Genomic DNA, 25987 nt, shown 5'->3' on the forward strand with positions numbered 1-25987 from the left:
TCGTCCCGTGGCGACGGAGCAGGCGCCGGGAGCACCGAGCGGCGTCAATAGCGGAAGTCTTGACAGGCCTCCCAGCCATCTGCTTAGATCGATTTTCACCCAATGCTTTAAATTGTGCGGGAAGGGTGCTGGACCAGCATTGCCGCAGCCCACGGCCACGATTTTCGGCCTGGCGCGCCGAATGGGCTGAAATCGCAGGACCATTACACCGTTATAGCTCGGCGCAACGGAGCACAGCGACACCGTTTCACCACGAGGTCGGCCAGGAACGACGGCCCGCACCTCGGCGGCACCCGGGGGAGACCACAGTTGCGCAGCGGGCTTTACGAACGGTTTCTCAGGCTTGCCGGCCAGGAGCGCAAAGCCTTTCTCGAAGAAGCCCTCAGTGATCCCGTCATGCGGCGCCACGTCACCCTGTCCTCCGCGCAGCGCCGGATGTGGTTCTTCGAACAGCTCGAGCCGGGCGGCACCGTCCACAACGCGCCCGCCGCCTTCCGCTTCCACGGTGAGCTCGACGTCGAGGCGCTGACCGAGGCGCTCAGGAGAGTCTGGGAGCGACACGAGGTGCTCCGCTCGCGGGTGGTCGACGCACAGGGCGAGCCCGTGGTCCTCGTCTCCGATTCGCTTCCCGGCCTGCGGGTGAGCGATCTGCGCAACCTGCCGGCGCCGGGCCGCGATGCCGCCTGTCGCGCGCTACTCGCCGACGAGGCGGAGCGGCCGTTCGACCTGTCCGCCGGACCACTGGTGCGCTGCCTGCTGGTCCAGCTCGCCGACGACCACCACGTTCTCGTGGTGAACATGCACCACATCGTGACCGACGGCTGGTCCTGGGGGATCATCCAGCGCGAGACAGCCGCGTTCTACCGGCAACTGCGCCACGGTGATCCGACCGGTCTGCCGTCACCCCCACTGCAGTACGTCGACTACGCCGCCTGGCAGCAGGAGGCACTCCACGGTGGCGCGTTCGAACGGGACGTCGTCTACTGGCGCGAGGCCCTCAGCGGCTCTCCGGTCGCGCTGGACCTGCCACTGGACCGGCCCCGGCCCGCGCGGCCCAGCTTCCACTGCGACGTCGTCACCGCTGTGGTCCCGCCGGACCGGACACAGCGCCTGATCGACGTGGGCAGGCGCTGCGGCGCCACTCCGTTCATGATCTTCCTCGCCGCCTGGACGGCGACTCTCGCCCACTACTCCGGCCAGGACGACATCCTGGTCGGAGTTCCCTACGCGGGCCGCAGCGGGCCGGAGTTCGAGCACGTCGTCGGCGTGTTCGTGAACACGATGGTGATCCGCTCCCAACTGATCGGCGATCCCTCCTTCGCCGAACTACTCACGCGGGTGCGGGCGGCGGCGCTCGACGCCTATTCCCACGCCGACCTGCCGTTCGACGTCCTGGTCGACGAGCTGTCCACCGCCCGCAGCCAGAACCGCAATCCGGTGTTCCAGGCGTTCTTCGCCTACCACCTGGCCGACGAGGACGTCCTGGACCTCGATGGTGTGCGGGGAGAAGCACTGACGGTGAGGGCCGCCACGACGGTGTTCGACGTCGACCTGGGGGTGCAGGCACGGCCGGACGGCGGGGTCGACGTGACCCTGGCCTACGCGACCGACCTGTTCGATCCGGCCACCGCGCGACGCATGATCGCCCACCTGCTGCGGATCCTGGAGGGCGCCCCGGCCGAACCGGACAGGCCACTGAACGACCTGCCGTGGCCGGACCGGGCCGCCCTGCTGCGGGCGCGGCACCCGATGCCCGCGCCGAGCGTGGACTGCCTGCACGACTTCGTGGCCCAAGGAGTGGCGCAGCACCCCGACCGCATCGCGGTGGTGCACGCCGGGACGCGCCTGACGTACCGCGAACTCGACGACTCGATCAACAAGTTGGCCTGGCACCTGCGCGAGCGCGGGGTGAAACCCGAGACACCGGTCGGCGTGTGCGTGGGTCGGGAGCCGCGGCTCCTGGTGGCAATCTACGCGACCCTCCGGGCGGGCGGGGCGTACGTGCCTCTGGATCCCGGGCTGCCGGACGAGCGACTGCGCTTCATGCTCGCCGACTCCGCAGTCCCGATTGCCGTCACCGACGCCCGGCACGGGGAGCGGCTGGCCGACCACGCCGCGACCGTGGTCTCACTCGACGCGGAGGCGGCGGAGATAGCCAGGCGGCCCACCACCGCCCCGCCCCGCGTCGCCGGCCCGGACAACATGGCCTACGTCATGTACACGTCCGGGTCCACCGGACGCCCCAAGGGCGTGGTGGTGGAGCACCGAAGCGCGGTCGGCCTGGTCGACTACTACCGCACCCGGTTGCGCGCCGAGGAACTCGACGGCGTCCTCGCATCCACCCCGGCAGGCTTCGACGCGTCCATCCTCGAATACTTCGCCACCCCCAGCTTCGGTGGGACGATCATCCTGGTCGACTCGCTGTTCGACCTGCATCTACTGCACGACGCCGAGTCGGTGACCCTGATCCAGGGCGTACCGAGCGTGATCGACGAGCTGCTGCGTACCGCGCCGTTGCCCGCCGGCCTGACCACCATCATGCTCAGCGGGGAGCCGCTGAGCGGCGCGCTTGTCGACCGTCTCTTCTCCACCGGGACCGTGCGGCGCATCTACAACATCTACGGGGTCACCGAGTACACAGCCGACGCCACCTGGAACCTGCTGGAGCCCGGGAATGTCTCGCTCGGGCTGGGTGAGCCTCTGCCCGGCGTGCGGTGCTACGTGCTCGACCAGCAGCAGCGGCCGGTGCCGGAGGGTGCCCGGGGAGAGTTGTACCTGGCGGGTCCGGGCCTGTCGCGCGGTTACCTGAACCGACCCGAGCTGACCCGGGAACGCTTCCTGCCCGATCCGTTCCATCCGGATCCCGGGCAGCGGATGTACCGCACGGGTGATCTCGTCCGTCGTCGGCCCCAGGGCGATCTCGAATACCTCGGTCGGCTCGACAGCCAGGTGAAGGTCCACGGCTGTCGGGTGGAGCTCACCGAGGTCGAAGCGGTGCTGCGGGATCACCCAAGCGTCGGCCAGGCGGCCGTCGTGGCCCACCGGACGCCGCGGGGCGACAACGAGCTCGCTGGTTACGTGGTTCCGGAGCCCGGCAAGGCGATGCCCGAGGATCTGCGGCGGTATCTGGCCCGGCGGCTACCGGCCTACATGCTGCCGGCCACGTTCACCCCGCTCCCGGCCCTGCCGCTGAACCCCAACGGCAAGCTCGACCTCGGCGCGCTGCCCGACCCGGAGCCCGGGAGCGGGGACAGGGCCGCTCCGGTGCCGCCACGGACGTCAGCGGAGGAGCGTCTGGCGGCGATCTGGCGAAGAGTGCTGGACCGGTCGTACATCGGCGTGCACGACGACTTCTTCGCACTCGGTGGCCAGTCGTTGCTGGCGCTTCGCCTACTCGCCATGATCAGGCAGGAGTACGGCGTAGACCTACCGGCGTCGACCCTGTTCCTGACACCCACCATCGCGGAGATCGCCGACGTCCTCGCCACCGGCTCCGGCGCACCTGCCCCGTGGGTGCAGCTGCGTCCGGGCGGCAACCGTACGCCTCTCGTGCTGCTCCCCGCCGTCGGCGGTAGCGCGCTGTCCTACGTCGACCTGGCCCGCGCCCTGCCGGCGGACCGTCCGGTGCTCGGCTTCGAGTCTCCCGGGCTGGACGGCCGCAGCGCGCCGCTGCTCACCGTTCCGGATCTGGCCGCACACTTTCTCGACCAGCTGGACGCCGGCGGCCTCGACGGTCCGGTAATCCTGGGTGGCTGGTCGATGGGTGGAGCGGTCGCCTACGAGATGGCGCGTCAGGCCCCGACCCGCAGTCGCGCCGTGCGCGCCCTGCTGCTGGTCGACACGTCGGTGACGCCGGTCGGCTCTCCCGACGACGGGCCCGAACTCGTAGCCCTCTACAGCGAGTATCTCCTCGCCGCGGTGCCCGCCGATCCGGCGGCGCGGGAAGGGGCGCGCGGCCCGCTGCCCCCCTCGGTCGCGGCAGACCCGGCCGCGCGGGGACCGGTGCCGGCGCTGCTCAACTGGGCTCGGGGGCACCGCGTCGTCGGTGCCGAGATGACGGCGGAGCAACTCGGCCGGATGGTTCAGGTTTTCGGCGCCAACATGCGGGCGCTCGACAGGTACGTCCCGGCCCCGCTGGACGTCCCGGCCCTGTACCTGGCGGCGTCCGCGACCCGCGAGGAGGACCGCAGCGCACCGTTGCGCACGGCCATGGGAGCTCACCTCCAGGTCGAGGCCGCTCCCGGCGACCACTACACCATGCTGCGTCCGCCGCAGGTCGGCACTGTGGCCGGCCGGATCGCCACCTGGCTGGACGGCATGGACTGATCACATTGACGGCCCGGTGGGGCCGGCCGGACGCCGTCCGGTACGAACACGCCACAACGGGGGAGAATCATGTCGTCCAGGTCACTGGTGGAGGTCCACAACGAGTGGGATCCGCTTGAGGAAATGATCGTCGGCCATGCCGTGAACGCTCGCGTTCCCTCACCGGACCGAGGGCTCTTCGCGGTGGACTACGCCGATCTGTACGAGAAGGCCTCGGACATCCCGAGCGGGCCGTACGACCAGCAGGTGATCGAGGAGACCACGGAGGACCTGGACGCGTTCGTCAAGGTCCTCGAGTCGCAGGGTGTCGTGGTGCGCCGTCCGGACGTCTCGGATCACGCGGCACGTTACGGGACACCGGACTGGAGCGCCGACGGTGAGTACAACTACTGTCCCCGCGACGTGCTGCTGCCGATCGGCAACACCATCATCGAGACGCCGATGACGCTGCGAACGCGCTACTTCGAGCCGTTCGCCTACCGCAGCATCCTGCTGGACTACTTCGACAGCGGCGCGAACTGGATCTCGGCTCCGAAGCCGCGCCTGCTCGACGAGACCTACAACCTGCGTCCGTCCGACGGACAAATCCTCAACAACCACGAACCGATCTTCGACGCCGCAAACGTGCTCCGGGTCGGACGACACGTCCTGTACCTGGTCTCGAGCAGCGGGAACATGCTCGGCCTCCGGTGGTTGCAACGGGTCCTCGGCGACAGGTACGAGGTCCAGCCACTGATCGGTCTGTACGACGGCACGCACGTCGACACCACGATCGCACTGATCCGACCGGGGCTGGTCGTGCTCAATTCGGATCGCGTCCGGCCGGATCAGGTGCCGGACCTCTTCAAGAGCTGGGACGTCATCTGGTGTCCCTCGGTGCCCGACCCCGAGCCCGCGAGCCGCAAGTTGCGGGCGTCGACCTGGATCGGCATGAACCTGATCATGATCAATCCCGGTCTGGCCGTCGTCGAGGCGACCTACCGCCCGCTGATCACCGCGCTGGAGAGGCACGGGGTGCAGGTCATCCCGCTGCCGCTTCGCCACGCCCGGGTGCTCAGCGGCGGGCTCCACTGTGTCTCCCTCGACGTCAGGCGTCGCGGGTCGTTGGAGGACCACTCCTGATCCATCGTCCCGCCGACAGCAGGCCAGTTTCAGGACGGAGAAACATGTCGGACATCACGAGATTTCAAGCGCGCGACATCCGGCAGGAGCTGGAGAACTGGATCGTCAGCGAGGACTTCTCCTGCCTCGGCGCCCGGGCCTCGGTACGCCGCAAGTCGCTGTTCCACGCCGAGCTGCCGCCACTTGGCGCACCGGACACGGCCGCCCCACTGCACGCCGCCATCGAGTCCTTCGTTAAGGACCAGCTCCGCGACACCGAGGACTTCGCCACCCTGGTCGCCGTCTTCGCCGGCCCGGACGACCTTTCGGAGCAGAGCTTCGAGACACTGCTGTGGCGACAACTGTCGGATCTGCACACGGTCGACTCCACCCGGTTCGACTGGACCCCCGAGGTGGAGCGCGATCCCGCTTCCCCGTACTTCGGCTTCAGCGTGGCCGGGCACCCGTTCTTCCTGGTCGGCATGCACTCCAACGCCTCCCGCGCGTCCCGCAGGTTCCCGCTGCCCGCGATCGCCTTCAACTCCCACCGTCAGTTCCGACGGCTACGGAGCACCGGCACGTACGGACGGCTGCAGGCGCGCATCCGCGATCGGGAACAGCGGCTTCAGGGATCCATCAATCCCAACCTCGCCGACCCCGGGGAGGACTCGGAGGCGAAGCAGTATTCGGGACGGGCCACCAGCCCGGACTGGCAGTGCCCGTTCCGGTCCGCCCCGTGATCATTCGACAGGTGGGCGGTGGATGCCGGAACGGGCCGCGACGGAGGTGACGTCAGGAGCCGGAGCCCCGCTCGAGCAGGCGCAGCAGGGCGTCGGAGTTCCCGACCGGCCGGACCGGCGCGGGTGGCGCCGGTCGGGCTCCTCGGCTCGCCTGTTCGGCGCGCACCAGGCCGCTGACCGCCCGGATCGTCGGGTGGTCGAAGAAGGCGCCGAGGTCGACTGTCACAAGTAGCCGCTGTTCCAGCTTGGCGATCGCCGACATCGCGGCCAGGCTGTGGCCGCCGAGGACGAAGAAATCGTCCTCGGGACCGGTCGGCTGCCGGCCCAGTACGCTGCCGAAGACATCGGCGACCGTCTCCTCGACCTCGTCGGCCCAGCGATCCGCCGTAGCCTCCGGCACGGTCGACGTTTCCGCCGGGTCCTCAGACAGCCCGACAAGCGCCTGGCGGTCCAGTTTGCCGCTGACCAGTCGGGGCAGTCGAGGCCGCAGCTCGAAACGGGACGGCACCATGGCCGGGGGCAGCAGGTCGGCGACCGCGGCGTGGATGTCGTCGACGCTGAGCACGGCACTCTCGACGTACGCCACGATGGCCGGAGCACCGTCCTGCCCCGGCGCGGCAACGACTGCGGCGGCGCGGACGCCCGCCATGCCGGTGAGCGCGCTCTCGATCTCGCCCAGCTCCACCCGGTGCCCACGGATCTTGACCTGGTCGTCGGCGCGGCCGGCGAACTCCACCGTCCCGTCCGGGCGCCACCAGCCCAGATCGCCGGTGCGGTACCACCGTCCGCCGGGAGCCGCCGAGTCCGGGACGAAGGCCTGCCGGGTGAGTTCCTGCCTGTTGTGGTAACCGTCGGCCAAGCCGTGACCGGTCAGCCGCAGCTCGCCCACGAAGCCCGGTGGCCGCGCCCGGTCGTCCCAGCCGACCACGGCGACCACCGTGTTGGGCAGGGGCCGACCGATCGGGCATCCCGGACCGGAGTCGATTCCTTGGTCGAAGGCGGTCGCGCACACCGAGTTCTCGGTCGGCCCGTACTCGTTGACCAGTCTGACGCCGGGCAGCGCCTGGTGGTGCCGACGGACCAGGGAGTCGTCAGTGGCCTCACCGGCGACTGTCACCACCCGCAACGACGAGGCGACGGGCGCCAGTTCGTCGAGCCAGAGCCGGTAGAGGCTCGGCACCACAGTCATGTGGCTGATCTGCTCCTCGCTCACCACCTCGGCAAGCCGCCGCAGCGACAGGTGCTGCGCGTCCACGAGGACGATCCGGCCGCCGGCGGCAAGGGCGGGGAAGATGTCCGAGACGGAACTGTCGAAGGCCAGCGACGGCACCTGGAGCACTCGCGCGTCCCCGTCGAGCCGGTCGTAGTCGACCTTCCACCTGACGTAGCCGGCGACCGCCCCGTGCCGTACCTGCACACCCTTCGGCACGCCGCTCGACCCCGAGGTGTAGATGACGTAGGCGGGGTCGTCCGCCACCGGTCCCGGTGTCGTCACCGTCGACGACGGCGCCTCTGACTCGTCGACGATCCGTCGGACGTCCAGCACCTCGACCTCGAGGGGCGGCCCGATCAGGCCCTCGGCGAGTCCGTCGGCACTCAACACGGCCCGGCAGGACGCGTCCGCCAGAATGGCCTTCAGCCGGGACGCAGGCGACTGAGGATCCAACGGCACGTAGGCGGCCCGTACGAGCAGGACGCCCAGGATGGCCGGTAGCGCCGGAAGCGTCTTGCCGGTCAACACCGCCACCCGGTCACCCGCGCCGACACCCAGCCCGACGAGGCGCTCCGCCACCCGCTGGGCGGCCCCCCACATCGCCGCATACGTCAGCGTCTCCGTCCCGACGACGACGGCGACGCGCTCCGGCGACTCCTCAACCCGCGCTGCGATCGCCGCCGTCAGGGTCGTCCGCGTCGGCTGCGGGACGAACCGGTCCCATCCGTACTCCCGGCACCGCTCCAGGTCCTCCTCCGCGGCCACCGGTACGGCGTCGAGCCGGCGCGACCGCTCGACGAACGCGGCAAGGGTGGCGCTCACCGCCCGCAGCAGCACCGCCAGGAACCATTCCTCCACCCACGTCGCGTCGGCCTCGGCCACCAACCTGTCGGGGGTGAGGACGACCTCGATCGCCGCGGACCCGGCGGCTGTGCTCGCCGCGTCGGCGGGGCCGGAACGGACGAGCACGTGACCGCCGCCGGCCGAGCGTCCGACGGTGCCGGTCGCCGCGGCGTGCAGGGTGGTGGCGGCCGTGTCGACCAGCGCCTCGACCGTCATCGGTGACGCGCCGAGATCCACCTGGAGCGGGACCGGCCCGGCCGCCGTGGCGACCACGACCGTCGGCGTCGCCGTGTTCTCCGCCGCAGCCACCACCAGGGCGGTAGCCGCCGCCAGCACCGTCGTCTCCCTCCCCGGACGTCCGCTCGACATCCGGGCCAGGCCCTCGGCCGCGGGGGCGGACAGCGAGAGGGAGCTGCGGACCCGCCCCGGCGCGGGCGGGGCGGTGAGCCGAGGACGGATACGGGTCGGTGACGGGGAAAGTGGGGTGGTCATGGTTGTCCGCTCCGCTTGCGATAGGGATCCGATGATGCGTCCTCCACACCGGGACCCGTGGCCCGCAGGGCTGGGTCAGCGGACATGGGCAGACAGGTCCTGCACCAGGTCGGCGAGCATGTGCGGCGCCTGTTCGGTCAGGTAGAAGTGACCGCCCGGGTACCGTCGTAGCGTCCATCCGGCGCCGGTTTCCTCCCGCCACCCGAGCAGGGCCTCGGTGCCCGTACGCGGGTCGCCCTCTCCGGCGAAGACCGAGATGGGGCACGAGAGGGTCGGCCTCGGCCGGTAGACGTACGTCTCCATCCAGGCACAGTCCGTCCGCAGGGGTGGGATCAGCAGCTCCACCAGCTGGGGGTCGGCCAACAGCCAGTCCGGGGCGCCGCCCACCTCACGGACCCAGGTGAGTAGGTCCGCCGTCGGCAGGTGGGAGATGGCCGACGTCAACGGCGCGACAACCGGGTGACCGGTCGCGGAGATGGCGAGGTGCACCGGCCCCCCGCCGCTTTGCAGCCGGTGCGCGAGCTCGAACGCGAGCAGGCCACCCATGCTGTGACCGAACAGCGCGTACGGCCGGTCCACGGCGTCCGCGTCCGCCCGGACCGCCGCGGCGATGGCGGCCACGTCCACGGCCGGGGCCTCCCCGATCCTGCGTTCCCGGCCGGGCAGTTGCACAGCCGCGACGTCGATCCAGGACGGCAGGCGGGCCGACCAGTCACGATAGGCCGATGCCGCCCCGCCTGCGTGCGACAGGCAGTACAGCGTGAGGCGGGCGGCGGGGCGGTCGGCGGTACGGAGGAACCACCGTGCCCGGTTCTGCTCGGGCATCGTGTCGAGCGGAGCCATCGTTATCGACGACCTCCCCTGCCGTACCGAGTCGACATCGTCAGGCCTTCGCCGACCAGACCCGCTCGCCCCCGAGGTAGAGCAGTTCGGCGCCGACCCCACGGCGCCCGCACAGGTCGCCGAGCAGCACGCTCTGCCGCACCGGTTCCGACTCCGGGTCGAAGTCGGAGCCGGTCAGGTGCTTCAGCCAGGGCTCCAGACCCATCGCGTACGCGTACACGTGCGCGGCGCCGACCTGCTGTGCCAGCCGATCGGCCATGGCCGCGTCCGAGCCCTTGAGCCGCCGGGTCTGGTCCTGCTCGCGGGGCAGCCTGCTCTCCATGAGAGGGCCGTAGAGCCAGCTCAGCGGAGCACCGACGCACTCGAGTCCGACGAAGAGCGCGTCCACGGTGCCGACGACGTCCCGCACCAGCTCGTAGAGCGCGGGTTCGATCGGGGTGATGTCCGTGGCGAACATGAACGACCGGCCCAGGGCACGGACCAGCGGGACCATCTTGGTGCGGATGTCGAGATCGGCGTGCTCTCCGATGAACGGCAGCGCGACGACGTCGACTCCCTCCCCCACCGCGAAGGTCTCCAACTCGCCGAGCTCCCGGACCCGGTCGAAGCCCAACGCCTGCAGCATGGTCTTCAGACTCGGATCCTGCAGCGAGCCCCCGGAGCTGCGCGGCACCACTATCGTGCCCACCCTCCTGCGGAGCTGGAGCAGCGTCTCCAGTGAGAAGTGGTCGGAGTGGAAATGGCTGATCACCACGGTGTCGATGTACGCGGGCAGGTCGGCGAGCGTGAGGTGTTCGAAGCCGTCGTCCGGGTAGCCGAGCAGCGGATCGAGCAGCACCGCGCTGCTCTCGGTCTCCAGCAGCACTGTGGCGTGGTTGAAGTACCGCATCCGGACGGTGCCCGGGTCGGGACGGGCAGGGGGCGCAGGCGGCTCCTCGTCCTGGAAGAGTGCGGCGAACTGCTGCCGCGCCCGCGTATCGAGTTCGAGTCGTTCCGCCAGTTCCTGGACGTCGATCGCAGTCAGCCGAGCGGCGAAGAGGTCGTCCCAGACCGCAGAGGCGAAGGGTACGGCGATGTCGAGCCGGTCCGGACCCGCCAGGACCGGACTGCCGTAGACGAACGGCTGGTGCCGGCGGCTACGCGGGCTCAACGAGACAGTCTGGCTGTGTGGCTCGAAGGCCGCCGTCCGGTAGAGGAGAGGCTCGAAGAACCGCACGGAGGGCCGGTGCGCCGTGTCGTAGACGAGCTCCACCGTCCCCTTCAGACTGGCCGGGACCTCGGGGTAGAGCCCCTCCATCGAGCCACCCCGCGCCCGCTCGTGCAACATCTGCCGGAGCGCGTTGAGATCGTCGGCAAAGGTGAGCTTCGCCCGTCCCGCACGCAGGGTCTGCTCCAGCAACCGCTCGACCTCGGCAACGCCGGCGTCACCGGGGTTGATGAAGGGGCCACCGTAGCGAGCCGGATTTGCCAGCGCGGAGGCATGCAGCTGCGGACCATCAAGATAGCTGCGCATTGTCGGGATGAGGCGGTCACGGAGATTCAGCGCGCCCGTGTGTGGCGCGATCAGATAGGGCCACGCGTACCACCGGTGAATAAGCGGCTGCGGGACGACGCCGGGCCGTAGGGTCAATTTCCGATTCACCGTCATGGCGCTCCTTTTCTTCCCTGAGAACGCCCGGCCTTTAACCTGTCAACAACAGCCGCGGCGGCAGGGCGAAAAACAACGGGAGTGCATCAGCGAATCGCTGGGGAAATCGACATCCACCGCGCGAGCAAGCCCCTTCACACTTCGAGTGAAGGCACCTCTCGGCCATCGAGGCATGGGCTCAACTTTGGCCCTACTGCACAATCGGAAGACCCGCAGCGCGACATGAACATCTTTGTAGCCCCCGTTTATCGATCATCCGACTGATGCGGATACGATGGCGCCACCGTAACAAGTCATAGTGATCAACCTCAACGTGATGCAGATCACACTCAACTTGGCGAGGCCCCCCAGCAGGAGCATTTCCGACGCCCACCTGCGCGCGAGCATCCGCCAACCGCCTCGACGGTCTTCGTCGGCGATATTGTGGGACGGCGGCGGAGCGGCGTAGCTGGATAATCTGCAGGTTCTTTTGGTCGGCGCCGCCACGATTAACTCGTCAATTGCCTCTAGACATGCAATCGATGCCTATGCATACTGGCGGAGCCAATATTGGCTGGCATTTCCTGCCCGCACCTAACGAAGGAGCATCCTCATGGCTGAAAAGGCTGCCAAGGCTACCCAGGAGCAGACCAAGAAGGCTCCGATCAGCAGCAAGCTCTCCCGCTACGGGGCGTACGACAAGCTTCAGGGCTGACGGACACCGGCAAGGGCCGGGCGGGAATCCCCGTCCGGCCCTTGCCGGGCAAATGCTGTGCGACGGATGCCTCGGGGGCTGAGTCGGCTACGTCAAGGAGTTCCGTTTGTCAGATCACAACCTGGGTCGTGTCCGCTCGCCCGGGACGGCGGTCGCGGCCTCCGCGGCGCAGGCCGCGGTCATCAGGGACCACTGGTTGAGTCGTCTGCGAGGGCTCCAACGCGACCCACTGCTCCAGCCCGGCGGCGCGTCGGTGCCCGACCCCGCCGCGGAGCACGTGCCACCTGCCGTCGTCGCGGCGCTCACGACCGTCACGGGCGATGATCCCACCGGTCTCAACCTTCTGCTGGTGGCGGCCACCCGGCTGACACTGGCCACCTTCGGCGCCGGGGACCGCCTGGCACTCGTCATGCCGGCGGCCGACGTCACCGGTCCACGGGGCGAGATCCTCCTTTGCACCCGGTTGGCTCCGCGCACCCCGGTCGCCGACTTCCTCGAGGATCTGTACGCCGATCTCGTCGCGTCCAGTCCGTACGCCTGGCAGGACCGGGCCGCGCTGGCGTCCAGCCTGGACGCCACCGGCTCGATCGACGGCGACGTCCTGTCCCAGCTCGCCGTGCTGTGGGGCGACGGTCAGGACGGCCGCGCGCTAACCGGTCGGGTGCAGGTGCTCGTGCACGGGCTGCCACAGACCGACGGGAGCCTCTCGATCGAGGTCAGTGGCGCGCACGGGCGGGTGCCCGCCGCGATGGCCGCACTCCCCCGGTGCCTGGCGACGGTGCTGGCCTCCATGGCGGACAACTGGCAGGCAACGGCCGGGCACCTCGACGTCCTCGGCCCGGCGATGCGTGCCGACATCGAGCGATGGAGTGGTTTGCCCGCCTGGGAGTCGTTCCCGCCGCGGACGCTTGTCGAGCTGGTGGAGGCAAGCGCGGCCAGGCACCCCGACCGACCGGCCGTCGTCGACGCGGACCACGAGTGGAGCTACGCACAGTTGTACGGCCGGGCCCGGCGCGCCGCGGCCCTCCTCGCCGACCGACACGGCGTCGGGCATGGCCAGCGCGTCGCGGTGCTCCTGCCGCGCGGCGCCCACCTGGTGCTGTCGATCCTCGCCGTGCTTCGGGCCGGCGCCGCCTACGTGCCCATCGATCCTGGCCATCCACCGGAGCGGGTCAGCCGACTCCTGACCGGCTGCGGCGCCACGGTGGTCATCGGCCACGACCGGACCGGGTCGGCGCACGCTCTCCGGTCGGTGTCCATCGACGAACTCCTCGCCGCCTCGGACGACTGGTCGGCTGCCGACGAGGTGGAACTACCGGAACCGCCCCGGCCCGGGGACGAGGCCGTCGTCTTCTTCACCTCCGGCTCCACCGGGTTACCGCGCCCCCTTGCCCTGCGGCACGACCAGATCAGCCACAAGGCGGTCAGCTCGGTCGACCATGTCGGGTTCGACGAGGAGGTACGGTGCGCACTCGTCTTCGCCATCTCCTCCGACGGCACCAGCTACCACATCTTCGTCACCCTCGCCGCCGGCGGCGCGGTGGTGTCCATCGGCGCTCCGGACGAACTCGATCCGCACACCTTCTGGGAGCGCGTCCGTCGTTACCGCGTCACCACGATCAACTGCTCCCCCGGGCTGCTCGCTGCGATGCTGGAGGTGCTGCCCCGCGACGCCGGCGTACCCCTGCGGCATCTGTTCCTCGGCGGCGACGCGATTCCCCGTGGCCTGATGCAGCGCATCCAGGGTCGACTGCGGGTGGACACCTTCGCCAACCTGTACGGACCCAGCGAGACCACCATCGAGGCGATCTCCTTCATCTGTACCGGGGACCGAGCGGTCGAACTCGCCTCCGTGCCGATCGGACGGCCGTCCCCCGGATACACCGCCGTGGTCGTCGGCCCCGGCGACACGCTCGCGCCGGTCGGCGTGACGGGCGAGATCTACCTCGCGGGTCCGGCGGTCGCCGACGGCTACCTCGACGCGCCGGAGGCCACAGCAGAGCGGTTCGTCGACTGTCCCGTGCCGGGCGTGGGACGCTCGTTCCGCACGGGCGACCTGGCCCGTTGGACCGGTGCGGGAGAGCTGGAATTCCTCGGCCGGGCGGACAACCAGGTGCAACTGCGCGGCCACCGGGTCGAGCCCGGCGAGGTCGAGCAGGTCATGGTCACCATCCCGGAGATCCGACAGGCGGTCGTGTCGCCACGGACGGACGCGCACGGCAACGTGACCTTGTCAGCCTGGTACACGTCCGAAACCACGCTCGCACCGGCAACCGTGCGGGGTGCCGTCGCCGCGCTGCTGCCGCCGCACATGGTCCCCGCCATCTGCCGGCAGGTGCCCGCCCTGCCCCTGACACCGATGGGCAAGATCGACCGTGCCGCGTTGGCCGCGCTTCCGCTCGAGGCGGCGGACGGCCCGTGGACCCCGGTGGACGAGGCCGACCACCGGGTGGCGCAGGCGTGGGAGGATGTTCTGGGTGTCCCTCCACGGCAGGCCGACGAGGACTTCTTCGAGGCCGGCGGGCACAGCCTGACCGCGACGCAGTTGGTCGCGCGCCTGTGCTCGGACGCCTCGTCCGAGCCGCTGACCGTCCGGCAGGTGTTCTCTGCCCGTACGCCTGCGGCGCTTGCCGCCGCGCTGCGCCGCGGGTTGGCCGAGAACCGGAAACCGGACGTCGCCGTCCCGACTCCGCCGCCCGGCGCGGCCGACAGCGGCCCGCGCCGCGCCCCGGCCTCCAACGCCCAGCGCCGGATGTGGCTGCTCGAACACCTCGACGACGGTGAGATCCGCACGTACAACGTGGTGGAGGCGTACCGGCTCGAGCAAGCGATCGCCCCGGCCGCGCTGCGGACCGCGCTGGCCTTCCTGGTCGAACGGCACGAGGCACTGCGGACCGGCTTCGCCACCGTACCGGCCGCCGACGGCACCGGCCTGGAGCAGGTGGTGCTGCCCGCGGCAGAGGCAGCGGTCAGCCTGTCGATCGAACGCCTGGATAGCTCGCCGGATTCGGCATCGCGGCGGGCGTACCAGGAGGAGCTTCGCTTCACATTCGACCTCGCGACCGGTCCGCTGATCCGGCTCCGCCACCTCGTTCCCGACGGTGAGCCGGGCGTGCTGTTGTTCACCATCCACCATGCCGTCACGGACGGATGGTCTCTCGCCGTCATCGTGCGCGACCTGCTGGCCGCCGCCCGGGCTGCCGAGCGGAACACCGTCCCGGCGCTCCCGGCGGTGCTCGGCTACACCAGACAGTCCGACCTGCTGACGCAGCGGCTCTCCGACCAGCAGAGGTCACACGCCGCCTTCTGGCAGGAATTTCTCGCTGATCTGCCCGACCCCGTCCAGGTGCCCGCCGACCGGCTGCCGCCGGCGAAGCGGAGCAACGAGGGTGGCCTCGTACGCGTCCCGCTCGAACCCCCCGTGTTGGTAGGCGTGCAGGCGTTGTGTCGCGAGACCGGCGCGACGGCCTTCCACGTCGGGGTCGCCGCCCTGCGGGTTCTGCTCTACCGGATCACCGGCGCCGTGGACGTGCCGCTGGGCACCGTCGTCGCCGCACGCAACGCTCCCGGCCTGGCGGACGAGGTGGGACTCTTCGTCAACACGGTGGTGCTGCGGACCGTGCTGGCACCAGGTGACTCGTTCCGGACGTTGCTCGACGAGACACGCCGGACCGCGCTGGCCGTTCACGATCACGAGGAGTACCCGTTCGACCGGGTGGTCGACGAGCTGGGCCGAGAGCGCGCGGCAGGTCGCAACCCGCTCTTCGACGTCCTGGTCTCGATGGAACTGACCGAGGCGGACACGCCGGACACCACGGGCGCTCAGCGACTGCCGCTACAGCCCCCGGTGTCCGACTTTGACCTCTCCGTCAGCTACCTCCTGCCGGACGGTGCCCTGCACGGCACCGGCGAGGTCCTGCTGCATTACCGGACGGACCAGTTCGACCAGCCGACGGTCAGCCGGCTGGCGGCGCAACTCGCCCACCTGATCGCCGGCCTGGTAGAGGCCCCGGACGTGCCGGTGCAGCACCCTGCGATGCTGCCGCCGGACCAGGTCTCCGCCCTGCTGCACGGCATGAACGCCACGGCGGTGCCGGAGAAGCGCACGCTGCTCGACCTCGTGGCGCACCGGACCGCCACCGATCCCGGCCGCCCGGCGGTGCGGCACGGCGACGTCACACTCACCTACGCCGAGCTGGACAGCCGATCGGACGCTCTGGCGCAGCGGTTGCGGGAGCTCACGCTGGCACGGCCGGAGCACCTCGTCGCGGTGGTGGCCGCGCCCACCGTCCATCTCCCGGTGGCGATGCTCGCGGTCCTCAAGACGGGCGCCGCGATCCTGCCGCTCGACCCCGACCAGCCGGCGGACCGGTTGGCCACGCTGCTCACCCAGGCCGCCGCGGTGGGGGTCCTGGCCGGTGCGGAACACGCGGCACGACTCGGCGGGCTGGCCGCCGTGCCGGTACTGGACCCGGCGGAGGCGCCGCCGTCCCCGGCGGGTCCCGCCAATCGATGCGCGGTACGGCCGGACAACCTGGCCTGGGCCGTCGTCGTCCCCGACGCTCCGGCCTTCCGGGCCGTGGCTGTCGAACACCGCCAGGTCGTCGACGGCGCGCTCCAGCAGATCCGGCACCGCGGCCCCGAGGCCGGCGCGGTCACCCTCCTTGGCCGTCCCGCTCACGACGGCGTCGGCCTGGCCGAACTGTTCACCACGCTGGCCGCGGGGGCGACGGTCGTGATGGTGGCGTCCGCGCACCTTTCCGAGCCTGGGGCGCTGTGCCGGGAGATCCGGCAGCAGGGCGTCACGCACCTGTCCACGTCACCGGAGCAGTTCCGCCGCCTGCAGCACCACGATGGGCACGCCCTACGCGGGCTGGAGCGGGTCGTGCTGGGCGAGGTGCCCACCGAAGCGCCGCTTCCCGCCGGCGCACCGGAGATCGAGCTGTTCCGGGAGTACGTGACGGTCGAGTACGGCCTCCTGCTCACTCCGGCGCGGGTCGACGACGAGGCCGGCGCACCGGCCCTGCCCCTCACCAACCGGCTCGTCGACCTGCTCGACGCGCACGGCGATCTGGTGGCGCCCGGTCTACCGGGGGAGATCTGCGTCAGCGGCGCCGGCCTGGCGAGGGGCTACCTCAGCGCTGGTGGGCTCCAAACCGAGCGGTTCCCACGCCACCCGCTGCGCCCCGGTCGACGGATGTACCGCACCGGCACGTTCGGCCGGTGGCTGCCGGACGGCCGGTTGATGATCGGCCCTTCCACCTCGTCCGTTCCGGATTCGACCGCGACCCTGGCGCCCCCGCCGACGCTTCCGGTACCGGATGATCTCCTGGCCGTTCTCCGTGACATCTGGACGCGGGCGCTCCAGCGCGAGGTGCGTTCCGTCGACGCGGATCTGTTCGAAGTCGGCGGACACAGCCTGACCGCGATCGAGATCGTGGGGGGCATCCGCACCACCCTCGGTGTCGAGGTCCCGCTGCGCGTGGTGTTCGAGCACCAGACCATCGCCCGGATGGCCGCGCACCTCGCCACCGTGCCGGGAATCCGGCAGGCTCCGCTGTCACCGGCTCCGGCGGAGCACGAGACTGTGGTCGAGCCGTTCGCACCCCTGGTCTGCGGCCCGGCTACAGCGGCCCAACGCCGCATCTGGCTGGCTTCCCGCGCCGGCACGGCGACCGCGTTCAACGTCACAAGCGTCGTCTTCCTGGACCGGGAGCTGCACCCCGATCTTCTGCGCGAGGCGCTGGACGCGGTGGTCCGCCGGCAGCAGAGCCTGCGGATCCGGTTCCGGTTCACCGGTGCCGAACTCGTTCAGGAGGACCCCGGGCCCGCGGCCGAGTCACCGCTGGTGCGCGTCGAACTGCCCACCGGGACCGATCCGGATGACCCGATCGTGGCCACCGTCGCCCAACAGGCACGACAGGTGGTGTTCGACCCGGCCCGCCCCCCGCTGTTCCAGGTGCGGCACCTACGTGGCGTGCGCGGCGGGGACGCGCTCGTCGTCACCGCTCATCATCTGGTGTGGGACCGGGACAGCCTGGGTGTCCTGGTGGACGACCTGATCGAGGCGTACGACCAGCTGCTCTCCGGCGGGCCACCTCTGCCGACGCCGGCACCCGGCTTCCTCGACTGGGCCGAACAGCGCAGCACCTGGTTGGCCTCTCCCGCGGCGGACGCCGCCCTCGCCTACTGGCGCGACCTGCTGGCGGGTCCGCTGCCGGTGCTGGAGATCGCCGGGACGGCATCCCGTCCGACTCGGCGGCCACCGGCCGCCGGCCTGGTGCAGGGCCGCCTCGATCCCGCCGAGACGGACGCGCTGCGCTCCTACGCCGCCGAGCACCGGGCCACCATGTTCATGGCTGTGGTCACCGCCCTGACGGCGGTGCTGCACCGGCGCTCCGGCGCCGTCGATCTGCTCGTCGGCTTTCCGCTAAGCGTGCCGGAGCGCCCACGGGCCGTGGGCTGTTTCGTCGACGAGTCGCTGCTGCGCCTGGCGCCCGAGCCGAGGTTCACGCGTCGAGACCTGCTCGTCCAGGTGCGTGACCGCGCCCTCGCCGCCTATCAGCACGGTCAGCTCCCGCTGGATCACCTGGTGACGGAGATACGACCACCCCGTCGGCCGGGACGGAACGTCCTCTTCGACGTCGGGGTGAGCTGGGAGGGCACGTACCTGGACGGGGGCGACCGGCCGGGTGCCGGCTACCGGGTCCGCCAGTACCCGCCGGCCGACCCGCCGGTCACCGCGGACCTGCGCCTGTACGCGCGGGAGGAGAACCGTGCCCTGGTCCTGGAACTGGCGTACCAGCCTGGGTTGTTCGACAAGGCACTGGCGGCGGAGATCTTCGCTGACCTGACCGCCGAGTTGTCCGCGCTGCACATACGGCCGGAAGGTCCCCTCGCGGAGGCGGCGGACGCGAGGGAGCCGGCCGGGGTCGTGGCCGGGGACCAGTGGGGAGCGACGAGTTTTGACTTCTGAGTCTCCCACCTCCCCGACCGACGGGCCGGCGCCACGCCTGCGCTCCAGATGCACCGTGCCGCCGGCGCCAGGACGGGTCCGGGCCGAGGTCGCGCTGAGCGCGCCGGCGCGGGCCACCCTCGCCCGGGTCGCCGGCGGCCGCTCCGCCGAGGAACTCGTCCTGCTGGCCGGCGCCGTGGCCTTCGTGGTGGCCACCGCCGAGGCGGTCGAGCAGACCGTCGTGCAGGTCCAGCGTCCCGACGGCCGGGTGGTGTGCGACCTGGATCTCTCCACAGTGACCAGCGCCGCCGACCTCATCCTGGCAACCGACGCCGCGGTGGCGGCCGGGAAACCGGTTCCGAGCCCGGGTGAGGTGCTGGTCGCCTCGGCCGCCGTCGCCACGCCGCCGCTGCTCGCGCCGGTGACGGTCACGCTCGGCCCGATTGGCGAGGATCCCCGCCGCCTCCGCATCGACCTCGATCGGAGCCGGTTCGAGCAGTGGTTCGCGGACGTGCTGTCGGAGGTCGTCGACCACACTCTCGGACTGTTCGGCCGGCCACGGGAACCACTCGCGGGTCTGGATCCGCTGCCCGCCGCCGCGGCCGACACGCTTGCGGGATGGGAGAGGGGGTGCGACACCGCCGCGCGGGACCGCACCCTGTTGTCCGACGCCCTCCGGCACGCCGCCCTCCAACCGCTGGATCCCGCCGTCACCGACCGGGACGGGCACCGGTTGACCTACGGCGAGTTGTTCGCCGCCGCGGAGCGGGTGGCGGGACGGTTGCCCGGCTACGGTGTCCGTCAGGGTGACGCCGTCGTGGTTACGGTGCGCAAGACCTGGCAGACGTTGGCGGTCATCCTCGGCGTGCTACGGGCGGGCGCCGCGTACGTTCCGCTCGACCCGAAGCTTCCCCCGGCCCGTGCCCGGGCCGTCCTGACCGACGTGTCGCCACGCCTCGTGATCGAGGACGGGCCGTCCGCGAACGCCGGCCTGCCCGAGCATCAGCACCCGACGGTGACCGCGGCCGACCTGGTACGACAGGCGGACCCCGGGATCGAGCCGGACCTGCCTGAGCTGCCTCGGCCGGACGACCTGGCGTACGTCATCTACACCTCCGGCAGCTCCGGCGTCCCGAAGGGGGTGCAGGTGCGGCACCGGGCCGTGCAGGGCTTCGTCGAATGGCGGCGCCGGCACCACGGCATGGAGCGCGCCACCCGGCTGCTGCTCGTCCCGTCCCTGTTCTTCGACAGCTCCGTGGCCGACGTGTTCTCCGTGCTGGCCGCCGGTGGAGAGCTGATCCTCCTCGACGAGGACCACCGGCTGGACGCGGGTGTCGTCTGCGATGTCGTTCGTCGGTACGGCGTCACCCATGCCACATTCGTGCCCAGCCTCTACCAGATGCTCCTGGACGACCTGGCCCGCGGGGCGGACAGCCTGCTGGTGGTGACAGTCGCCGGTGAGGCCGTACCGGCGCACCTCGTCCGGCGGCACCGGCGACTGCTGCCCGACGTGCGGCTGGTAAACGAATACGGTCCGACCGAGAACTCGGTCGGTTCCACAGCCCTGGAATACGGTCCCGGCCCATGGCACGGGCACCCGATCGGGCGACCGGTGGCCGGGACGGTGGTGAAGGTCCTGGATCCTCATGGGCGCCGGTTGCCGCCCGGATTCGCCGGCGAGATCTGCCTGGCCGGGCCTGGCCTGGCCGACGGTTACCGAGGGCAGCCCGAGTCGACGGCCAGGGTCTTCCGGGAGGCGCCCGACGAGCCGGGCGGCCGCCGCTACCACACCGGCGACCGCGGCTGGTGGCGACCGGACGGCGTGCTGGAGTTTCTCGGCCGCGTGGACCGTCAGGTCAAGATTCGCGGCAACCGGGTGGAGCTGGGTGACGTGGAGGCCGGCCTTGCCGCGGTTCCCGGAGTCGAAACTGTCGCCGTGGTGCCGGTCGGTGACGGGGTCAGCACCACGGCGCTCGTGGCGTACGTCAGCGGCCCCGCCTCCGCCGACCCGCCAGCGATCCGCACCCACGTCCGTCGATCGATGCCGGTGGTGATGGTGCCGGAGGTGGTGGTCGGTCTGGCTGTCGTGCCGGTGACGCCGAACGGGAAGGTCGACCGGGCTGCGCTGGCGCGACGGGCCGCAGCGGACCTGGCCGCCCATCCCGCCCCCGGGCCCACCCTGCTCGGCGCGGTTTCCGCTGGTCACGAGTCGAGGATGACGCACTGATGGACAGTCGTGCCGACCCTGCCGTGGTGCTCGCCGGCGCCGCGGCCGTACTGGGCCACCTGGAAGGCGAGACCGAGATCGCGCTCACGGTCCGGGAATCCGGGAACACCCGTACCGTGCGGGTGCCGGCGGCGACCGTCCACACGTCGGGGGCGCTGGTGGCGGCGGCGCGCCTCGCACTGGCCGTCGACGCACCGCAGCCGGCGCACGATGGCTGGCTGCTCGATCCTGAGGCGCAGTCCCCCCACGGGGTGTTGAGTTGCGGGGCCCGTCCGGCACCGATACCGCCCGACCGGCTGGCGTCGGTGGTCGAGGCCGCAGTCGACTTCCTGGCTGATCCGGGCAATCGTGACGTCCCGCTGTCCCGACTGCCACTCATGACGACTGACGAACGACGCCGCCTGGTGACGGAGCTGAACGACACAGCCGTGGACCTGCCCGCGCTGTCGGTGTCGCAGCACCTGGCGGAGCTGGCTCGCCGTGATCCGGACCTGCCGGCGGTCATCACCGCCGACGGCTGCCTGGATCACCGCACGGTGCAGCGGTTGGCTGGTGCGCTCGCGGCGGACCTGCGCCGGGCCGGCGTACGACCGGGCTCGTACGTCCATGTCTGCCTGCCCCGGTCTGCGGAGCTGGTGGTCGCCTGGGTGGCGGTCCTGGGGATCGGCGCGGTCTGCGTACCGATCGATCCGGGCTATCCGCCCGAGCGGATCCGCCAGATGACCGCCGAGCCACCCGTCGAGCACCTGGTGTCCACACCGGCCACGGCCACCGTGGTGCCGCACCGCACCCTGGTCCCGATCGACCTGGACCGGTTGGCCGGGCGCCCCCCACAGGATGCTTCCTGGACCGTCCCGCAGCAGAAGGACGCGCTGTCGTACGTCATGCACACCTCCGGGTCGAGCGGCCGACCGAAGGGAGTGGCGATCGGTGAGCGCGGCCTGCACAACCTGTTGCAGGCCACCGCGCGGCAGTTCGGGCTGGCGCCCGGCGGGCGCTGCCTGCAACTGGCCAGCCCGGGATTCGACGTCGCCGTGTGGGAGATCCTGGCGCCGCTGTACGCCGGTGCCGCGGTCGTCCCGTTCGACGAGCCCGGGGTCTCCGCCAGTGCCCTCGCCGCCTTCGTCGACGAACACCGCGTCGACACCGTCTTCCTGCTGGCGTCGCTGCTGACCCACCTGGATCCGGAGGACTTCCCGACGGTACGCACCGTGGTCACCGGAGGTGAGTTGTTCGGTCCGGACCTGGTGCGCCGTTGGCAGCCCGGACGGGATCTCATCTACGTGTACGGGCCGACCGAAGCCACCGTCTTCCAGTCCTGGCACCGCTGCTTGGCAGACGCCACCGACGCGCCACCGACCATCGGTCGCCCCATGGACAACCTCCGCTACCACCTTCTCGATCCGTGGGGTGGTCGCTCGGTGCCCGGTGCGATCGGTGAGCTGTACATCGGCGGGGTGGGCCCCGGTGCGGGGTACCTGGGGTTGTCCGCGGCGACGGCGGAGAAGTTCGTCGACCTGCCGGACGTCGACCCGGAAGGCCGGCTGTACCGCACCGGTGATCTGGCCAGCTTCCGACCCGACGGCATGCTGGACTTTCGCGGCCGCGCCGACAACCAGGTCAAACTCCGTGGTTTCCGCATCGAGCTCGGCGAGATCGAGACGGCGCTGACGGCGTCGGCCGGGATCACGTCGGCCGTGGCGGTGGTGCACGAGACGGCGACCGAGCGGCTTCTGGTCGCGTACGTGGTGCCGCGACCCGGCAGCGATGCACCCGACGGCGATCTGCTCCGTGAGCAGCTGGCCTCGGTACTGCCCTACTACATGGTGCCCGCAGCGGTCGTGCCGCTGGACGAGGTTCCCTACACGCCGAACGGCAAGGTGGACCGGCGGTCACTGGCGAACCGACCGTTGCCGAGGACGCCGCAGGCGGCACCGGTGGCCGCCGCGGCCGCGCCTTTCCTCGACCGTACGCTTGCCGCGTTCCGCGACGTTCTCGGCACTCCCGACGCCGGCCCCAACGACGACTTCTTCGTCCTGGGTGGCTACAGCCTGGGAGCGGCAGAGCTGGCAGCACGGCTCAGCGCGGACTGCGAGGTGCCGCTGCGCGCCCGCGATGTCTTCGAATGTCCGCAACCGGTGGCGCTCGCGGCCCGCATCGCCGACGCCGCCTCGGGGGTGCGGGCGCCCTCGGCCGGGCCAGTGCCGATGCCGATCGTCGACACGGCCGGCCTGCTGCCCGTGCAGCAGTGGCATTGGCTGCTGCACCAGTCGGGGTCGGACGATGACGCCACCTACCACGTGCCCGCCCTGTTCGTGTGCACCGGAGCCCCGGCGCCGGATGTCCTGCGCGAGGCGCTGGCCGCGCTGCGCCGTCGCCATCCGCTGTTGCAGGTCACCATCGGCAGCAGCGCCGGAGAGCCCTCCGTCCGGTACGACGCTCCCCCGGTGCCGCTGGACGTCGTGGATCTCCGCGACTCGCCCGAGCCGACGGAGGCACTGCGAGAAGCCGTCCACGACCGCGCGCACCACGCGTTCGACCTTGCGAAGGGCCCTCTCCTGCGGGTCACGTTCTTCCGCCTGCCGGACGGACGAGACCGGCTGCTGCTGGTCGCGCACCACATCATCTGTGACGGCCCGGCGCTCGAGGTGCTGGCCCGGGATCTCACCGCGCTGTGCGACGAGGCGGCGGGGCTCCGGCCAGCCGGCCTGCCCGAGCTCGACCGTGATCCGACGCGGGTGGCGGCGGCCGAGTCCGCGCTGCTGGACTCCGGCGCACTCGACGCCTCACTGGAGCACTGGCGGTCCCGCCTGGTTCCCGCCCCGCCCGCGCTGGAGCTGCCGATCGACAGGCCACGTACCGGCGCGGCGGGGCGGCACGCGGACGTGGTCCGCGCACACGTGGACGCGCCGGTCACCGCAGCGCTACGCCGGCTCTCCCGATCGGCCCGCACCGACCTGGTCGCGCCCTTGGCCGTCGCGGTGTCGGTGGCGCTGCACCGCAGCACCGGGGCCACCGACATCTGCCTCGGCACCGCCGTCAACCTGCGGGGCGAACTCGGGCTCACCGAACACGTCATCTGCGGAGCGAACTCGGCGGCGCTTCGGGTACCGCTGCGTCCGGGGCCGGTCGCCGACCTGCTCGACGCGGTCGGCGGGCGGATGCACGAGCTTGTCGACCACGCTCGCTACCCGTTCCACCGACTGGTGCACCGACTCGGCGCGCCGAAGCCGATGTACCGCAACCCGTACTTCGACGTGTGGGTGACCTGCTATCCACGCATCGACGCGGGGAAACCGCCAGGGATGACCCTCTCCGGTGCACCGATACCACTGGACAGCAGCCCGTTCGACCTGTCTTTCCAGGGCTGCGAGAGTCCGGACGGGATGCAGTTGCTGCTCCAGTACGACAGTGACCTGTACCTGCCCGGCACCGCTCAACTGCTGCTGGACCGGGTCGTCCGCGCACTGGTCGCGATGGTCGACTCTCCCGGGCGGTGCTGGACGGACCTCGACCTGCGGACCGACGCGGAACTCGCGCCGACCGCCCCTACTACCTTCGGCGGGTTTCGGTTCGCACAGTCATGACCCGTCCCGCCCCGTCCGACGCCCCCGACCCGCCGACCCTATCGCCGCTGACCGAGGAGAAGTCATGAGCAAGATCCAGGTTTCCCGAGGCAACTGTCCGTGCTTGCGGGTGGACCCCCGCGAGCTCGCTGTCGGCCCGGACGGCCCGATGTGTACGACAGACGAGTCGAGCTGTTCGCCCGCCGAACTGCTCGACGCCCTGCCGACGCTGGCAGCCGAGCAGTACGTCGACAACGCGGTGAACGCCGACGGGAAGGTCAATCTGCGGCTGTCCCGTCTGCTCCCCCTGTACGACGGGGATTTCGGTGACGCCTTCCTGCTGATCACGTCCGCGTCGGTACGCAGCAGCATCCGGCTGGTCGCGGACATCCCGCAGCCCCTGCACGAACTGACGTGGCACGGACCGGACACTCGGACCGAGCTTCTGGAACAGCTTCGTGACTGGCGCGCGCAGGGCCGCACCGCCTCCCTGCTGTGGATCGCCGAGGACGAGTTCGAGCACCTGATGGACGAGGACGCGGAGACCTTCAAGCTGGGAGCGATCTCGTACTTCTCCTCCGGGTTCACGCCTGAGTCCCTGAGCCGGTACCTCCAGATCATCACCGCCACCGATTACGAGTCGGAGCTGGCGGTCGAGAGCAGGTTCCTCTCGATGGTGGAGGATGCCGAAGCGCTGGTGCTCACCACTCCGTCCCTCGATGCCCGGTGTGTGTTCCGGCACCAGGAGACGGAACACTGGTTCTCACTGCACGGTCCCCTGCGTTTCGGCGACCAGACGGTGCTCCCGACCGGGGAGCTGTCGACGCTCGCGGACGGCTCGGGCGCGTACGATCCCGCCAGCCGCCTGCCGATCGACGGCGAGATCGTCTTCAAGGGATCGCCCATCATCCACCGCGGCGACCGCAGCGTGAGCGCCGAGCACACCGCCGACACCTATCGGCGGCTCGCGCCGATGGAGGACCTGCCGGTGGTGGCGCACGTACGCAACGGGTTCATCCACGACTTCACCAGCCCGGTGCCCGAGGCGCGGAGGCTGCGCGACACGTTCGAGGCCCTGGTCACCGCCGAGCCCCTGTACCGCAAGATCCACGAGTTCGGGTTCGGTACCCATCCTGGCTGCGCGAACCGGCTGCGGTCCAACTTCCACCCGAACGAGCGGTGGCCCGGCATCCACATCGGTCTGGGCCTCGGCGGCTTCACGCCGTTCCACATCGACCTGGCCCTCACCGAGGTCCACGTCCTCCTGGACTCACCCACGGCCGGGATGGTGCCGCTGTACCAGCAGCTCGGGCTGCGCAACTGACCTGCTTCCACCCGT

General features: G+C 70.8%; 10 protein-coding genes. 7 read left to right on the forward strand and 3 right to left on the reverse strand.

Features of this window, described 5'->3' with window-relative positions; translation table 11 throughout:
- Nucleotides 1–396 precede the first annotated feature (396 nt).
- The 3 genes from ACFY1S_RS26125 (at nucleotide 397) to gntA (ending at nucleotide 6167) form a co-directional block, all read left to right on the forward strand.
- Nucleotides 397–4326 (forward strand): amino acid adenylation domain-containing protein, encoded by a 3930-nt coding sequence (locus tag ACFY1S_RS26125; protein WP_387123078.1) that lies wholly within the window; start codon nucleotides 397–399, stop codon nucleotides 4324–4326.
- A 69-nt stretch (nucleotides 4327–4395) separates the two neighbouring features.
- The gene (locus ACFY1S_RS26130; protein ID WP_387123080.1) at nucleotides 4396–5448 is read left to right on the forward strand and encodes a scyllo-inosamine-4-phosphate amidinotransferase; all 1053 of its coding nucleotides are present in this window, start codon (nucleotides 4396–4398) and stop codon (nucleotides 5446–5448) included.
- Nucleotides 5449–5492: 44 nt separating this feature from the next.
- Nucleotides 5493–6167, forward strand: a complete 675-nt coding sequence (gntA, locus tag ACFY1S_RS26135) for a guanitoxin biosynthesis heme-dependent pre-guanitoxin N-hydroxylase GntA (RefSeq protein WP_387123082.1) — start codon at nucleotides 5493–5495, stop codon at nucleotides 6165–6167.
- A gap of 52 nt (nucleotides 6168–6219) precedes the next feature.
- Here gntA and ACFY1S_RS26140 read toward each other — a convergent pair whose 3' ends face one another.
- The 3 genes from ACFY1S_RS26140 to ACFY1S_RS26150 form a co-directional block, all read right to left on the reverse strand.
- Nucleotides 6220–8715, reverse strand: a complete 2496-nt coding sequence (locus ACFY1S_RS26140; RefSeq protein ID WP_387123084.1) for an amino acid adenylation domain-containing protein — start codon at nucleotides 8713–8715, stop codon at nucleotides 6220–6222.
- A gap of 75 nt (nucleotides 8716–8790) precedes the next feature.
- Nucleotides 8791–9540, reverse strand: coding sequence for a thioesterase II family protein (locus tag ACFY1S_RS26145; RefSeq protein ID WP_387123086.1), 750 nt, complete (start codon nucleotides 9538–9540; stop codon nucleotides 8791–8793).
- A 58-nt stretch (nucleotides 9541–9598) separates the two neighbouring features.
- A complete protein-coding gene (locus ACFY1S_RS26150) occupies nucleotides 9599–11206 on the reverse strand; it encodes an MBL fold metallo-hydrolase (RefSeq protein WP_387123088.1) in 1608 nt (535 codons plus the stop codon).
- Between the two features lie 890 nt (nucleotides 11207–12096).
- Between ACFY1S_RS26150 and ACFY1S_RS26155 the strand changes: the two genes are divergently transcribed.
- The 4 genes from ACFY1S_RS26155 to ACFY1S_RS26170 all read left to right on the forward strand — a co-directional run bounded on the left by ACFY1S_RS26155 (nucleotide 12097) and on the right by ACFY1S_RS26170 (nucleotide 25972).
- Entirely contained in the window at nucleotides 12097–18876 is a 6780-nt protein-coding gene (locus tag ACFY1S_RS26155; protein WP_387123090.1) for an amino acid adenylation domain-containing protein, read from the forward strand.
- Between the two features lie 55 nt (nucleotides 18877–18931).
- Nucleotides 18932–21082, forward strand: coding sequence for an amino acid adenylation domain-containing protein (locus tag ACFY1S_RS26160; RefSeq protein ID WP_387123092.1), 2151 nt, complete (start codon nucleotides 18932–18934; stop codon nucleotides 21080–21082).
- Entirely contained in the window at nucleotides 21082–24669 is a 3588-nt protein-coding gene (locus tag ACFY1S_RS26165; RefSeq protein WP_387123094.1) for an amino acid adenylation domain-containing protein, read from the forward strand. Before ACFY1S_RS26160 ends, ACFY1S_RS26165 begins: the two co-directional genes overlap by 1 nt.
- A gap of 64 nt (nucleotides 24670–24733) precedes the next feature.
- Nucleotides 24734–25972 carry a hypothetical protein gene (locus ACFY1S_RS26170; RefSeq protein WP_387123096.1) on the forward strand — a complete coding sequence of 413 codons (1239 nt, stop codon included), beginning with the start codon at nucleotides 24734–24736 and terminating at the stop codon, nucleotides 25970–25972.
- The last annotated feature ends 15 nt before the right edge of the window (nucleotides 25973–25987 follow it).

Source organism: Micromonospora sp. NPDC000663 (genome assembly GCF_042898105.1).
Taxonomy (GTDB): domain Bacteria; phylum Actinomycetota; class Actinomycetes; order Mycobacteriales; family Micromonosporaceae; genus Micromonospora.